The sequence below is a fragment of the Pseudomonas sp. genome (genome assembly GCF_030698175.1).
In the GTDB taxonomy this organism is placed as follows: Bacteria; Pseudomonadota; Gammaproteobacteria; order Pseudomonadales; family Pseudomonadaceae; genus Aquipseudomonas.
The window spans coordinates 43,516-58,286 of record NZ_JAUYNT010000028.1 but is presented as its reverse complement, the minus strand read 5'-3'; the positions used below and the strand labels follow the sequence as shown (position 1 = coordinate 58,286).

The window sequence follows — 14,771 nt, the reverse complement described above, 5'->3', positions numbered from 1 at the left end:
TTCTCGACCAATAAAAAAGTCTCTTCGCCAGCTACGACGGGCGGTGAAGCGGCTTAAGCCTTAGCGTCATCAAGCAACTCCATTGAGCTGAGCGAATCTGCAAGCCGGTAGCCCATCGCTTTATAGCCACCTTGGCGCTTGTTCCACATCCGCAGCAAGGCCGGGTGCCCAGCATCAACGAAGTCAATGATGCGCACATCCGTCTTGCTCGCATGCTCACGGTGCAACCGTCCCGCGTACTGCTGAAGGGTGCCCTTCCAGGAAATCGGCATGGCCAATATAAGCGTATCCAGCGGTGGATGATCAAAGCCTTCACCCACCAATTTTCCCGTAGCCAAGAGCACACGGGGTGCGTCTGGTGGAAGGGCTGCCAGCTCACTCATGAGTGCAGTGCGCAGCTTCTTTGCAAGCCGCCCATGCAGGGTGAAGAGATTGTCCACCCGCCCGACTAATCCTTCCTCGATAGCGCTCAGGTGATCGGTTCGCTCCGTCAGTAGCAGCACTTTTCGGCCTTGCTTAAATGCTATTTCGGCTGCCGAAATAATCTTCGCGGTTCGCTCTGTATCACTGGCGACCTGTCGAAAGACATCCTGAATGCCAGAGTCCTCAGCCATAACAATCGGGCGAGGTAACCACTGCGGCATGACCAGCAGATCCGCTGGTGCACTGGCTGGCCGCGTAGCCGTATGCCGGATCGGCCCGCACTGCATAAAGATAATGGGCTGCTGCCCATCTCGTCGCACTGGAGTCGCGGTCAGACCCAGCACATATTTGGCACTAGTGCTCTTCAGGATGGCTTCGAACGAAAGTGCCGAAAGGTGATGACATTCATCGACGATGATCTGTCCGTAGTTTTTGACCTGAGCACTGACATCACCCTGTCGCGATAATGACTGCATCACGGCCACATCGATGAGCCCAGTGGGCTTGGCTTTGCCACCACCGATGGTGCCGACAACAGCTGTATCAACACCCAGAAAAGCCTGCAAACGCTCCTGCCACTGCCGGAGCAACTCCGTGCGATGCACCAGTACCAGCGTATTCACACCTCGCCGTGCAATCAGCGCAGCTGCCGTCACGGTTTTGCCAAACGCCGTGGGTGCGCACAGAACACCGGTATCATGCGCAAGCATTGCGCCAAGTGCGACCTCTTGATCGGCGCGCAGTGTGCCCACAAAACTGACATCTATAGGCGCACCCACGAAGCGCTCATCGTGGAGGACAACCTCAACTTCGTTTGCGCTCAGCAGTTCCCTCGCAGCCTCAAGACAGCCACGCGGCAGCGCAATGTGTTTGGGGAAGTTTTCCGCACAACCAATAATCCGGGGCTTGTTCCACACCGACAGGCGCATTGCCTGGGCCTTGTAGAACTCCGGGTTCTGAAATGCCGCGAGGCGGATGAGTTGGTTGGCCAACGGCTGGGGCAATTCGGATTTGTTGAAATAGACCTGATTGGCCAGTGTCACAGTCAGCGACTTAGGCAGTGGGCAAGCCAGCTTCTGCGTCTTCGGCGCTTGGCTTTGCCAGGGTTGCCGCTCATCTTCGTCAGCAACACCGATTACATCCAGTGGGTGGCAATGGCCCGTGGCCTGAACGATGACGGACTCTATGCCATCCGCAGGCATCGGTTGAATGCTGGCCAGAAACACCCACTGATCGGGGTAGGCTGTAAGCGTCTCATCGACAAAGACGCTACTGTTTTGCGCGCGGGCTTTCTTCTGCAAGGGCAGGGCAATCAAGTTACCAAAGCCGCCCTTGGGCATGTTGTCCTGGTTCGGAAAGAGTCGATCATATGAGCTCAGCGTCAACTGCCGAGTACGGGCACAGGTATGGCTGATGATCGCTGTGCCAAGGCGACGCGCATTATAAGCAGGGACATTTCTGTCGAAGAAAATCCATGCATGCGCACCGTTACCAGAGCGTGAAATCTCCACGGCCACCGGCACACTCAGCTCATGGCATGACTGGGCAAAGGCGCGCACGTCTTCCCGCCAATCGGCCTCATCAAAATCCACCGCGAGAAAATGGCAGGTATCGCCAGGCAGCAAGGGATAGACACCAATGACGATCTCTCCGGCGAGGTGCCTGTACAGCACTTGATCGGTCAACGGACTCAGTTGGCGATGGGTGCAGTCACCGCACTTAATGCGCGGCTTCTCGCAAATACCGGCTCGCCATTCATTGGCGCAGGCAGGCGAATATCCCGATTTGCCGACCTTACTTTCCCAGCGAATCGGGAAAACATCCGTCCGGCCTCGGAACAACCGCTTGAACAATGCCAGCTTCGCCTCGGTGCCCAGCGCCAGGGCCACCGACTCAGCTGACGAGATGGGATCTTTGAGCGGTTCGACAGGCACACGCCACTCGATAGCGTTGGCTTCCAGCAGCGCAATCAACCGGGCATTCTCGGCGCGTAAATTCGCCAGCAGATCTATGTCGCTCATCGGGCTTACTTTACCTAGAGCCGTGCAGATTTTGTCAGAACGCGTGTATCCAGCGTCCCGCGCTTAGCCTAAGCGCAACCCGCTGTTATTTAAGACGCTCGGCGGCTTTACGGTAAGCCTGCTCACGCTCACGCGTGTCAACGGCCACCACAAACACCACTACTTCCTGATCGATCACTTGATACACCAAGCGGTAGCCGCTGCTACGCAACTTGATTTTGTAGCAATCGGGCAGTGAGTGCAGGCGATTGGCTTCGATGCGCGGGTTCTCCAGAATAGCGGCCAGCTTTTTCTTCAGCTGTTGCCGCACTGTGTCGCCCAGCTTGTGCCACTCCTTCAATGCCCGCGCATCGAATTCGAGGCTATAGGTCATCCAGCGCAACCTTCACGCGCTGCGGAGCGGCCAACCGCTCGCGCACGGTGGCGATCAAAGCCTCATCGTCCTCAGTCATCAGGACGGGCCGAAAGGGGAGCTGGCCTCGCTCAGCCACATACTGCAAGGCTTGGCGCATCAGTTCGGAAGGGCTGACGCCGAGCCGCTCCAGCTCACGGTAAGCGCGGGCTTTAAGATCGTCGTCGATGCGGATATTGATAGAAGCCATGGCGGCACCACCTGTAATGACATTTGTCATTACAGTGACACCCTCGCGCCTGTTTGGCAACAGACTGCGTTCATTAGAACCTTGCCCCTTTCTTGCAATGCCCACTAGAACGCGGCCCGGCTAGCTAGGTTCGACCGGACCGCGCCGCGCCAGATCAAGCACAAAAACAATGGCACGTCCGTCACCTTCTGCACTACTGGCAAATGAACGACCGTGCAGGCCTAAAATTGGCTCTCGTGACTGGCGGCTAACGACCCAGCCTGTCGCAGAAGCGGGTGGGTATTGACACTCTCTGCAACAGCCATAATGCCCGTACAGCCAACCCGAACTCAGTAACTACACCGCATCCCCAAACACCGCCCGCTCCAGCACTTCATGCTGCCTCTGCCAATCAGGCATGTGCTTAGCCACCAGCGCCCAGAAGTCTTTGGTGTGGTTCTTCTCCAGCGTGTGGCACAGCTCATGGACTATGACGTAGTCCTGCACGCTGGCGGGTAGCTCCATCACCCGAGGGTGGAACTCCAGGGTGTTTTGTCCATCGCAACTGGCCCAGCGGCTCTGAAAGTGGCGAATGCGCGCGCCATTGGCTTGCAGGCCGGTCTGGCGTTGCCAGTGACGCACCCGCACCAACAGCTTTTCTTGAGCGCGCTCGCGGTAGAAGAGATCCAGCAGCGGCAATAAAGACTCCGGTGAAAGGCTAGGCCCATCAGGGTTCTCAATCACAAAGCGCGAGGCGGTGAAGGTCAGTGTGGGCTTGAGCAGGCTAGGGGTGTGCCTGACCTCGGTGAAGTAACTGCGCCCGGCATAACGCAGGCGGCTGCCAGTAACGATGTCTTCATTGGCCTGGGGTAGGTTAACCATGGCCAACTTCTCGCGAACCCAACGTGCACGCCGCAGCACTAAAGCTTCCTGCGCAGCCTCGTCTACCTGCGGCCCACGCAACAACACCGCACGGCCACGCTCTACGGTCACGTAGTGCCGTTTAAGGTTGGTATCGAGCTGGAAGTGCCACTCGATGGTCGTTTGGCCGTATTGCAGCAGAGGCATAGTCAGGGTCGCGTTAGTTTTTCAGCAAAATATCAACGATGCGCTTGGCATGGTCACGCGACACCAAGCGCTCCCAGCCGGCCAATGGCATCAGCAGCTTACGTAAGTGCTCCCTGATTACCGGATGAAGATCAGGCATCTTCTTCCAGTTTTCGGCAGCCATGGTGTGGTTCAACTCTGCGTCCTCGAACAGCTTGCTGGTTGCCACTCGGGCGGTGTCTTCACCCAGCAATGCCGACAAATAGTGATACACCGCCGAATGCGCAGGTTTACTGAAACCGGTGTTGTCCTTGTCGCGGATACGCTGGGTAAACAAATCCAGCTGTTCCAAAAACTGCGCCTGGGTAATGCGCCCAGCTTTTTCTTCTTCCAGAAGCTTTTCCAGCTCCTGCGCCAGCTTGTCGAAAAAGGCCGGGTCTTTATCTTTGCCAGTGGCGATGGTGTGTTTCAGCTGATTCTTCATCACCAATGCCTGGCTACCGGGGCTGGCCAGCTTCTTCAGCCGAGCCATGTCGCTCGCATCCAAAATCGACACATCGCGCCCGAGCAAGCTCTTGGCCGGGCTAGCCGCAATGTACTCATCCAGCATTTGCTGCAACAGCACCGACTCAAGTTTGGTGATGCGTTCGTTGTAAGTGTTGCCCGGTAATTTATCGCGCAACATCAGGCGGATTTCAGCGAACAGGGTGAAGTACGGTTTGAACGGCACGCAGCGAACATCCGGCAAAATGATGTCGATAGAGCGGTTGAACTGCTTCACCAAGTCGAGGAACTCTTCGACCACATCCAGCTTGGTAGCTGGGTCAAGGGCACGCTCTGCGTCATCCTTATAGTCCTCACGCTGACTGACCGGGTCATGCTTTCTCGGCAGCAGCTTGAGGATGAGTTCAAGGGTGGCTTGCAGCTTGGGCAACTCGGTTTGCACGCCTTCCCAGACCTGCGAAGGTTTAACCTCACCGCCGTAAATTTTCAGCGCATGGTCGAGATGCTCAACCACGCCATGGTAGTCGACGATATAACCGGCATTCTTGCCCTCCAAGGTGCGGTTTACCCGTGCAATGGCTTGCAGCAGGCTGTGCTCCTTGAGCGGTTTATCCAGGTACATGGTGCCAACAATGGGCGCATCCCAGCCGGTGAGCAGCATGTCCGAAACAATGATCAAGCCAACGTTATTACCACGCGGCTTACCATCCAGCCCCTTGCTCTCATCGCCGTAGGGCAGGGGGAAGAGCTTGCTGACGAAATTAGCAATTTGCTCGGATGGCATGGCCACCGGCACCTTGCCGGCTTTCACTTCGGCCCGTACCCGCTCCTCAATGCTCTGTATCTGGTCGAGGCTCACCTCGTACTCTGCCGCCTCTTCCTGCACCGATGCGCCGGTACGGGAGGCGGTAATGCTGGCCAGTGAAATAACCACCTTGCTGTCAAAGGTTGGCAGGCCCAGCGCGGCTCGTTTGGCCATGCTGGCATCGAGCAAGTCCTTATAGCGCACCGCCATATCCCGACCATCACACACCAGCATGGCCTTCAAGCCCTTGGCCTGGACGTTGCTGATGAAGTGCTCAAGCAAATGCTCGGCAACCTGTTCCATGCGGTCGCCGGCCTGGCGCCATCTCGACAGCAGTTCGCGTTTCAGCGCGAGCTGCTTGCCCTCGCTGGCATCGCCAAACTGCTTTTTGAAGGCCTGATCCAGCGCGGCATTGGCCGACAGCGCCACCCAAGCATCCTGGTATTTAATCGGCAGGGTAGCGCCATCGGCCACGGCTTCGTGCAGCCGGTATTCGTCGATGTACTCGCCGCCGCCAAACTCGCCCAAGGTGTGTTTGTCGTCTTGCAGCAGCGGGGTGCCGGTAAAGGCGATGAACTTGGCATTCGGCAAGCTGGCCCGCATAAACGCCGCCAAGAAGTCGTATTGGCTACGATGCGCTTCATCCACCAGCACATAGAAATTCGGCTTAGTGCTGAGCACTCGGAAGTTCACCTTCTCGCGACTAACTTCTTCCCACTTGGGTTTGCGCAGTACGCCGTGCTCGTTCATTTGCCGATAGTGAACATTGCGCTCTTCAAGGATGAAGAAGTCTTTCTCCTCACGCACCCGTCGATGCCGAGTTGCTTGCAAGACGTCATCTTCCTCATCATCTGGAGTGCTATCCAGCGTGGCCTGAGGTTGTTCATTCTCTTGGAATTTTTGCACCGTGCTGGTGAAGATGCTGCCGTAATCATTGGATAGCATCTTCAGCAAACCTTCGACCGATACCGCTTGAATGGCCTTGATTCCCACCGCGTGAAAGGTATCGAAAATCTGCTTATCGAGGTCTTTACGGTCGGTTAGCACCAGTACCGTGGGGTTATTTAGCCCGGTGCTGTCAGCCCTTAGCATGCGTGCCAGCAGCGCCATGGTCAGCGATTTACCGCTGCCCTGAGTGTGCCAAACCACGCCGCCCATTGGCTTAGGGGCCGACAACCTGGCCACCGCTTTACGCACTGCACGCCATTGCTGATAACGCGGCAGTTTTTTCACCGTCTTAGCGTCGCGGGTTTCGAACAATACGAAATGGGTGATTAGCTCTAGGAAGCGATTCGGCTCAAACAACGCCCACAGCAGTTGGTCTTGCTCGCTTGGCTCATTACCCAACAAGCTGGCCACAGTGGCACGGTCGCCGTCTTGCAACCGATAGCGTGCATAGAAGGCTGGTTTGCTGAGGATGGCCCCATACAACCCATCACGTCGATTAAGGCCCACACAGAGCTGATTAAAAACAAACTGATCCGGGAAAGTGCGCTGATAACCGTCCAACTGACCCAAGGCTTCATCCAGCCGGTGGTGGCTGGCCTTGCATTCGATAATGGCCAGCGGCAGACCATTTACGAACAGCAGCAGGTCGGGCCGGAATATACCGCCATCGGCATTGCGGCCCACGTATTGGTCGACCACATGGAAGTCGTTGTTGCCGGCAGTGCTGGCATCGAAAAACCGCACGCTGCGCAACTTGCCCTCGACATCCTTCACCTGGATATCCGAGCGATGTACCACCTGCTCCCAAAACGCTTTGTTCGCAGGCAATAGCTTATCGGTAACCCTTTTGCGCAGCTCGATAAGCGCGGCATCGACGCCACCGGGAGCACTGGCCAGCCATGGATTTAGATCCAGCAGCCGTGCCTGCAAAACCTCCAGCAGCATCGGCGCGAGGTGGCGGTGCTCAACCTTCACCAAGCTGCCGGGAAGATGGGTGTAGCCCAACTTCACCAGCCACTCGATGGCCGGCAGCTCTACTCCGATTTTTTCTGGCGACAGTCTCACGTTCTACTCCTGTTCCTTGGAGGTTTCCCTCGGGGCGACTGCGATAGCAAATGATCGAGCCGGCTTGATCTGCTTGGCTTTGCTTAGGTATTTCGAACTGCTTGGACTCGCGTATCAGCTTGCCAACTGCCACAGGCAAATCGTCTGAGGGGAGGTTTCGGCCATAAATAAGGTTCTGTTCCAGTTATGTGTTGCACGCAGCTTTTGTAGGGTGGGTTAGTGGCGCAGAGCAGAGTCAGAACATCAACTGCGAAATATGTGCGCCACGTAACCCACCAAGCGGTAATCGGCCGATCCCATCTGGTGGGTTACGGCGCAACTGAATAAGCATCAGCCAATAGCCCGTGGTCATGCGCCTAACCCACCCTACGAATTACCGCGTTAAAGCCCACCCTAGGTTTCGCACCCAACACCTAACTGGTACAGAGCCATAAATAACGACTCAGGCGGCACTGGCGGCACTATCGAGTTTGACCCGCCATTCGCCGGTTAGCAGCTTTTGCATCAGGCCGCGCTTTAGATTTTTGTAGTGCATTTCCTTAGACTTAAAGCACTCCAGCTTTGAGTCTAAGGCGTTTAGTATTTCTGCAATTTTCGTCTGCTCGTTCAGGGGTGGAACTCGCAGTCTAATTGACTCAATATTTCCAGAACTAATGTTTGGCTGTGCCCCGCCAGCGGCAGTTGCAAGAAGTAAGGTTTGCGTCGTGCTCTCTCTAAGAAAATGGAACAAAAAATCACTAGAGGCATGCTGCGGGTCTACATCAAACCTTCCCACGCGCTGATTTAGATAGCAAAACTCTTCCCCGTAATACCGCCCAACTTTCCCTGTTGTAGCCCCTGACATTGCAATTAATACATCACCAGACATCACCATGAATCGCTTTAATTTCAAGTCTTCTTCATAACAAACAGAACTTTCTATTCTTACAGTGAAGTCTGGTTTTATGTTTGAGATCCTGATTATTGGAATGCCTGTATCGTTAAATAAGTTACTTTTGAAAGCGTTCCCATTGACGATTTTCGCGATGGAACCAATTGGGCGACACTCCCATCCGATTGGAATCTCACCAAACTCACTGTCCTTGAACTCGGTATGCGCCTGCCAACGACCTGTGGCGTCTTGGGTGCCAACACCACGGCTAAACAGAGTTTGCATCAGGCCTTGCTTGAGGCTTTGGGTGGCAGCAATCTGGCGAGCAATCACATCCAGCTTGTCGTCCACGGCCGTGAGGATGCTGGCGATTTTTTGTTGCTCGGGGAGCGACGGAAGTGCAACTGTAAAGCCGCGAATTTGCTGAAAGTTAAGTCCTTCGCGGTTACCGCCAGCTTGAAGTTTGCTGATTTGCCCTTGCCCAAACGGGGAGTTCAAGCAGTAAGAAAGGAACATCGAATTCAATGAGTCGGTAGGCCGAATAATACAAACGTGCTGATTGACATTGCCTTCGCCAAATCCAACCGGCAATACAGCACAACGACCAATGGATGCTCCAGTGATATTTAAAAGTACATCTAATGGCTGGAGAGCAGAGTTAGCCATGCGTTCATGCTGGTCATTCGAAATATGCGCCACTTCCTTTAGGCTGAATTTTCCCCACAACACGTTCTGGCTTCGAATTAGCGGAACTCCTGAAGACAAATAGGATTCGCTTCCTCCTTTAGGGGTTATACCGCTCCCGACCTTAATAACATGCTCGCCAAGTTTGCTGGCTTTCCACTCCGACGGTATCCATCCTGCTTCAGTTTCGCGATACCCCGGCTTGCCATCCAAGCTCATGCCTCAGTCCCCAGCAACCCCAGCAACCCCAGCTCCGCCAGATAGCCATTCAGCCGCGCATCAATCTGCAATTCCTCTTCGGCCAGCGTGGCCAGTTGCGCCAAGGTCGCCGCAACATCCACGGTTTCTTCGGTCTCACCATTATCGATATAGCGAGAGATATTCAGGTTGCCATCGTTACCGCGAATTTCGTCCAGGCTGACCACTCGGCAGTAGTTATCGACTTCGGCCTGGGTCTCGAAGGCGGCTTTATGGGTAGCGACAACCTGCACGAGGTCTTCGGGGCGCAGACTGTTCTGGGCCTTGCCGACCAGGTAGTCGCGGCTGGCATCGATGATGATGACCTTGCCCTTGAGGCTCGCCGGTTTCTGCTTGTTAAGAATCAGCACGCAGGCCGGAATGCCGGTGTTGTAGAACAGCGCCGAGGGCAGGCCGACTATGGCTTCGATCAGGTCGCCGGGCTGGTTGCCGCTGGCGGCATCGGTGCCGAACAGCAGGCCCTGGCGAATCTTGCCTTCTTCACCACTACGGAACAGCACGCCATGGGGCAGGATAATGCCCATGCGCCCATCGGCCTTGAGACTGGCCAGCATATGCTGGGCGAAGGCGAGGTCGGCATAGCCACGTGGCGGGATGCCATAAACGAAGCGGCCATAGGGGTCACTGACCTGTTTGTAGTTCGGCGCTTTGGGCTTCTTGTCGCTGTCTTGCTCGGACTCATTGGACAGTTCCAGCGGCGTCCACCAGGACTTGGCCGAGAAAGGCGGGTTGGCAATCACCCGGTCAAAAGTTTTCAGGTAATCGCCATCGAGATGCCTGGGTTCGACCAAAGTATCGCCGCGCTCGATCTCGGCACGCATGTTGTGCAGGTACAGGTTGAGCTTGGCGATGGCCCAGGTGCCGAGGTTCTTTTCCTGCCCATACAGCAGCACATTCGGCTTGCCGCCCATCAGGGTGCCGTTGGCTAAGCCGGCAACGTGATGGGCGCTCTCCACCAACATGCCGCCGCTGCCGCAGGTGGGGTCGTACACGCTGTGGCCGGGTTGCGGGTCGATCAGCTCGACCACCAGTTGTACCACCGCCTTGGGTGTATAGAACTCGCCGCCTTTTTTGCCGGCGTCGTCGGCGAACTGCTTGATCAGGTATTCGTAGGCATCGCCGAGCATGTCGGCCTTGTACAGGTCGGCATTGCCCAGCTTGTATTGGTTGAAGTGCCGCAGCAGGCGCTGCAAGGTGCCATCCGACAGCACGCGCTTGTCACCGTACTGGGTGGCGGTGAGCACGTGTTGCAACTCGGTGTTGTTCGCTTCGATGGTGGCGAAGGCTTTATCCAGCGCCTCACCAATGTTTTCGGTACGGGCAATCAGCTCAAACCAGCGGGCACTCTGCGGAAAGCTACCCCATTTATCTTCAATCTCTTCCTGCGCATCCGCGTAGCTAAGCCCATCAGCCTCGATCAGCTGAGCAACACGCTCATCGAACACATCGTTGAAGCGCTTAAGAAATAACAGGCCAAAGATGTAGTTCTTGAAGTCCGACGAGTCGATGGAGCCACGCAGGATATTGGCGGATTCCCAAAGCCAAGATTCGAGGGTTTCGAGAGAAAGTTGCTGCGCCATGCGAGGGTCAATCCTTGTGAAGGGTGCGCCAGGCTTGCCGACTCTAAACAGCTAGCGCTGGAGTATTGGCAGCGTGGTCGATCTGAGAAATTAGCTGGCCTCGATTGTACCAACAGCGCCGTCCAAGCCCGCCATAAATCGGCCCCGCCTAAAAGACAAAACCCCGCCAGATCTCACGATCTGACGGGGTTATATCAGCATGGCAGTAGCAATTAACTTTGGCCGAACCGCTTAACTTTGACCGAAGTGGCGATTAACTTTGGCCACCTACCAGTGGCAGGGCGGCCACGCATTGATCGAAAGCGTTGAATCAGTGCTATCACCATCTTCCCCTGGACAAGCTATCCGTTCAGTTTTCCATCTTCATTCTTAGCCAGTTTCTTTTTGGCTGACTCAAGCTGCTGAATGCTGCTATCTGGTGTAGGTAGACTCTCCGGCATAGTGCCGCCCAACTCAGCAATGGTTTCGCGCACCTTACGCCCAACCTCGAAGTGAGTTTTGTTGGCCTGAGACTTAGCGCTCACGTCATCCCGACGCAATTTTTCTTCAGTTTGCGTGGCGCGGAACAGATTGGCGGCCAGCTCGGTACTGCCCATGTGATCGAGGATTTTCTGGCTTTTCTTCAAGCCCTTGCGCGCATGAATTTCCTTATTACCCAAGCCACCATAAAGCCCCTTGTATCCATGATCTTGGAAGATGGCGAAGTCGATACCGGTTTCCACGCCTGCTTCCTTGGCGGCGGCTGCCAGGTACTTATTGTGGGCTGCCAGTTCATTGCGAATGGCTATGCGTTTTTCATCTTCACTCAGTTGCCTGAACTTGGCGTCATCGGCCAATTCTTGTCGCCGCGTTTGCATAGCAAAGTAGGTTTGCCCGTTAGCGATCACCGGTTTGCCGGGATCGCCGTTTTGCACGATGAGGTAGCAGGCATAGCGGGAAAGGCGGAAGTCCTCTACCTGACGTTTGGCACCAGAACCGATATCAACCATTGTGAGGACATCCTCAATATGGTCTATCACAGGCTGACCACTGTTGAGGCAGGCCTCTTTTGCACGCTCAATTACCGGCAAAAAATGGCGGTATTGCGAGTAGTCCAACACCTTGGCCAGTTGGCGGGCCAGCCAGAACTCATTGCCATCGGCATCCAGCTGACGTATGCCTGCAAAGGTTTCATGGTGCTGTTGAGCGATGCGTTTGTCAGTCATCATCATTCCTTTATTAATCGAAGGATTGCGCGAGCACAGGGTTTGGAAGCATCTCGCACTGCCTACCCATCAGCGGTGTTTTGAGAGGGCTGATGGGCGATGCTGTTTTGATTGGCGTAAATTGCATCACAGCATTTCCCCCGCAAATCTCCCAGATTTTTGCATCATCCAAAACGAGATTTTGCGGCTGTCCCTGTAGCTTCACTACATACACCACCTACAGGACACTACTCAGCTGTTTCTAACCTACTGAACCAGAAAGAAAAACCCCGGCGCTAGGCCGGGGTAGTGACGCTTTTTGCCATGACAATAACTTGCGCGACCATGGCAATTAACCTGCCCATCGACAACCTGATCAGAAGTCCAGGTTGGAAACCGCCAAGGCATTACGTTCGATGAACTCACGGCGCGGCTCTACTTCATCGCCCATGAGGCAGTTGAAGATTTGGTCGGCGCTGATGGCGTCTTCGATGGTGACCTTGAGCATGCGGCGGGCATCCGGGTCCATGGTGGTTTCCCACAGTTGGCTCGGGTTCATTTCGCCCAGTCCTTTGTAGCGCTGGATGCTGTGGCGCTTGGTGCTTTCGGTCAGTAACCAGTTCAAGGCTTCCTTGAAGGTGGTGACCGGCTTCTTGCGCTCGCCGCGTTTCACGTAGGCGGTGTCTTCCAGCAGGCTGTTGAGTTGATCGCCCAGGCTGGTCACGGTCTTGTAGTCGTTACTGCCGAAGAAATCGCGGTTGAAAGTGACGTAGCTGGAAACCCCGTGGGAAATCAACTCGACTTCCGGCAGCCACAGGTGCCGCTCGGTGTCTTCGCGCAGGCGGGTTTTGTAGCCCAGACCGGACTTCTCAACGACCCGCAGGCGCTCGTTGAACAGCTCCAACCAACCTTGCATCGAGGCTTCATCGGCCAAGTTAGCCAGGCTAACGGCGGGCAGGTAGACGAAGTGCTCGGTCAGCTCCAGCGGGTACAGACGCGACAAACGCTTGAGGGTCTTCATCACCATACGGAAGTCGTTAACCAGGCGTTCCAAGGCCTCGCCGGAGATGCCTGGGGCGTTCTCGTTGACGTGCAGGCTGGCGTCTTCCAGGGCCGATTGGGTCATGTATTCCTCCATGGCCTCGTCGTCCTTGATGTACTGCTCTTGCTTGCCCTTCTTGACCTTGTACAGCGGTGGCTGGGCGATATAGATGTAGCCGCGCTCGATCAGCTCCGGCAACTGGCGGAAGAAGAAGGTCAGCAGCAGGGTGCGGATGTGCGAACCGTCGACGTCGGCGTCGGTCATGATGATGATGTTGTGGTAACGCAGTTTGTCGATGTTGTATTCATCGCGGCCAATGCCGCAGCCCAACGCGGTGATCAGGGTACCGACTTCCTGGGAAGAGATCATGCGGTCGAAGCGGGCGCGCTCGACGTTAAGAATCTTACCCTTGAGCGGCAGAATCGCCTGAGTTTTGCGGTTACGACCCTGCTTGGCGGAACCGCCAGCAGAGTCCCCTTCCACTAGGTAAAGCTCGGAAAGGGCAGGGTCTTTCTCTTGGCAGTCGGCCAATTTGCCCGGCAACCCGGCAATGTCCAAGGCGCCTTTGCGGCGGGTCATTTCGCGGGCTTTACGCGCCGCTTCACGGGCGCGAGCAGCGTCGATCATCTTGCCGACGATGGCCTTGGCTTCGTTGGGATTCTCCAGCAGGAAGTCGGAGAAGAACTTGCCCATCTCCTGCTCGACCGCAGTTTTCACTTCGCTTGATACCAGCTTGTCTTTGGTCTGCGAGCTGAACTTAGGGTCCGGCACTTTGACCGAGATGATCGCGGTCAAACCTTCACGAGCATCGTCACCGGTGGTGGCGATCTTGTGCTTCTTGGCCAGACCTTCCTGCTCGATGTAGTTGTTCAGGTTGCGGGTCAACGCCGAACGGAAACCGGCCAAGTGCGCGCCGCCATCCCGCTGCGGAATGTTGTTGGTGAAGCACAACAGGTTCTCGTTGAAGCTGTCGTTCCACTGCAGGGCAACCTCAACGCCGACGCCATCATCGCGCTGCACGTTGAAGTGGAAAATCTGGTTAACCACGGTCTTGTTGGTGTTCAGGTATTCAACGAAAGCCCGCAGGCCGCCTTCGTACTTGAACAACTCTTCCTTACCGCTGCGCTCATCCTTGAGGACGATGCCGACACCGGAGTTGAGGAAGGATAATTCACGCAGCCGCTTAGCCAGAATTTCCCAGCTGAAGTGGATGTTCTTGAAAGTCTCCGGTGACGGCTTGAAGTGAATCTGGGTGCCGGTGCTATCGCTGTCGCCAACGATGCGCATCGGTTCTTGGGGTACGCCGTGGACGTAAGTCTGTTCCCAAATATGCCCGCTACGACGCACGGTCAGCAGCAGTAACTCGGAGAGGGCGTTGACCACCGAGACGCCCACACCGTGCAGGCCGCCGGAAACCTTATAGGAGTTGTCGTCGAACTTACCGCCGGCGTGCAGCACGGTCATGATCACTTCGGCGGCTGAGACGCCTTCTTCCTTGTGCACATCCACCGGAATGCCGCGACCGTTGTCACGCACGGTAATCGACTCATCCGGGTGGATGGTGATGGTGATGTCGTTGCAATGACCGGCCAAGGCTTCGTCGATGGAGTTATCGACCACTTCAAAAACCATATGGTGCAGACCACTGCCATCGTCGGTGTCGCCGATGTACATACCAGGACGTTTGCGTACGGCATCTAGACCTTTCAGCACTTTGATACTGTTGGAGTCGTACGTGTTGTTCTCGCTCATGCATTG

9 protein-coding genes are annotated in these 14,771 nt (G+C 55.7%); all 9 read right to left on the bottom strand.

The window, feature by feature from the left end:
* Positions 1 to 53: 53 nt before the first annotated feature.
* The 9 genes from Q8R10_RS14610 to gyrB all read right to left on the bottom strand — a co-directional run bounded on the left by Q8R10_RS14610 (position 54) and on the right by gyrB (position 14,765).
* Positions 54 to 2,444 carry a DEAD/DEAH box helicase family protein gene (locus Q8R10_RS14610; protein ID WP_305654573.1) on the bottom strand — a complete coding sequence of 797 codons (2,391 nt, stop codon included), beginning with the start codon at positions 2,442 to 2,444 and terminating at the stop codon, positions 54 to 56.
* Between the two features lie 85 nt (positions 2,445 to 2,529).
* Entirely contained in the window at positions 2,530 to 2,817 is a 288-nt protein-coding gene (locus Q8R10_RS14605) for a type II toxin-antitoxin system RelE/ParE family toxin (protein WP_305654572.1), read from the bottom strand.
* Positions 2,807 to 3,046: a type II toxin-antitoxin system RelB/DinJ family antitoxin gene (locus tag Q8R10_RS14600; RefSeq protein ID WP_305654571.1), complete on the bottom strand. Its 240-nt coding sequence runs from the start codon at positions 3,044 to 3,046 to the stop codon at positions 2,807 to 2,809. The genes Q8R10_RS14605 and Q8R10_RS14600 overlap by 11 nt, the downstream gene beginning before the upstream one ends.
* Before the next feature lie 336 nt (positions 3,047 to 3,382).
* Positions 3,383 to 4,093 carry a SprT family zinc-dependent metalloprotease gene (locus Q8R10_RS14595; protein ID WP_305654570.1) on the bottom strand — a complete coding sequence of 237 codons (711 nt, stop codon included), beginning with the start codon at positions 4,091 to 4,093 and terminating at the stop codon, positions 3,383 to 3,385.
* Positions 4,094 to 4,106: 13 nt separating this feature from the next.
* Positions 4,107 to 7,394, bottom strand: a complete 3,288-nt coding sequence (locus tag Q8R10_RS14590) for a type I restriction endonuclease subunit R (protein WP_305654569.1) — start codon at positions 7,392 to 7,394, stop codon at positions 4,107 to 4,109.
* A gap of 442 nt (positions 7,395 to 7,836) precedes the next feature.
* Positions 7,837 to 9,168, bottom strand: a complete 1,332-nt coding sequence (locus Q8R10_RS14585; RefSeq protein ID WP_305654568.1) for a restriction endonuclease subunit S — start codon at positions 9,166 to 9,168, stop codon at positions 7,837 to 7,839.
* Positions 9,165 to 10,787 carry a class I SAM-dependent DNA methyltransferase gene (locus Q8R10_RS14580; protein ID WP_305654567.1) on the bottom strand — a complete coding sequence of 541 codons (1,623 nt, stop codon included), beginning with the start codon at positions 10,785 to 10,787 and terminating at the stop codon, positions 9,165 to 9,167. Before Q8R10_RS14580 ends, Q8R10_RS14585 begins: the two co-directional genes overlap by 4 nt.
* Before the next feature lie 341 nt (positions 10,788 to 11,128).
* On the bottom strand, positions 11,129 to 11,992 hold the full coding sequence (gene dinD, locus Q8R10_RS14575) for a DNA damage-inducible protein D (protein WP_305654566.1): 864 nt from the start codon (positions 11,990 to 11,992) through the stop codon (positions 11,129 to 11,131).
* A 355-nt stretch (positions 11,993 to 12,347) separates the two neighbouring features.
* Complete coding sequence (gene gyrB / locus Q8R10_RS14570; RefSeq protein ID WP_305654565.1) at positions 12,348 to 14,765, bottom strand: DNA topoisomerase (ATP-hydrolyzing) subunit B; 2,418 nt, start codon at positions 14,763 to 14,765, stop codon at positions 12,348 to 12,350.
* Between the last annotated feature and the right edge of the window lie 6 nt (positions 14,766 to 14,771).

Coding starts and splice junctions, on each gene's coding strand:
- Q8R10_RS14610 (WP_305654573.1), bottom strand. CDS start 2,444: ATGAGCGACATAGATCTGCTGGCGAATTTACGCGCCGAGAATGCCCGG.
- Q8R10_RS14605 (WP_305654572.1), bottom strand. CDS start 2,817: ATGACCTATAGCCTCGAATTCGATGCGCGGGCATTGAAGGAGTGGCAC.
- Q8R10_RS14600 (WP_305654571.1), bottom strand. CDS start 3,046: ATGGCTTCTATCAATATCCGCATCGACGACGATCTTAAAGCCCGCGCT.
- Q8R10_RS14595 (WP_305654570.1), bottom strand. CDS start 4,093: ATGCCTCTGCTGCAATACGGCCAAACGACCATCGAGTGGCACTTCCAG.
- Q8R10_RS14585 (WP_305654568.1), bottom strand. CDS start 9,168: ATGAGCTTGGATGGCAAGCCGGGGTATCGCGAAACTGAAGCAGGATGG.
- Q8R10_RS14580 (WP_305654567.1), bottom strand. CDS start 10,787: ATGGCGCAGCAACTTTCTCTCGAAACCCTCGAATCTTGGCTTTGGGAA.
- dinD (WP_305654566.1), bottom strand. CDS start 11,992: ATGACTGACAAACGCATCGCTCAACAGCACCATGAAACCTTTGCAGGC.
- gyrB (WP_305654565.1), bottom strand. CDS start 14,765: ATGAGCGAGAACAACACGTACGACTCCAACAGTATCAAAGTGCTGAAA.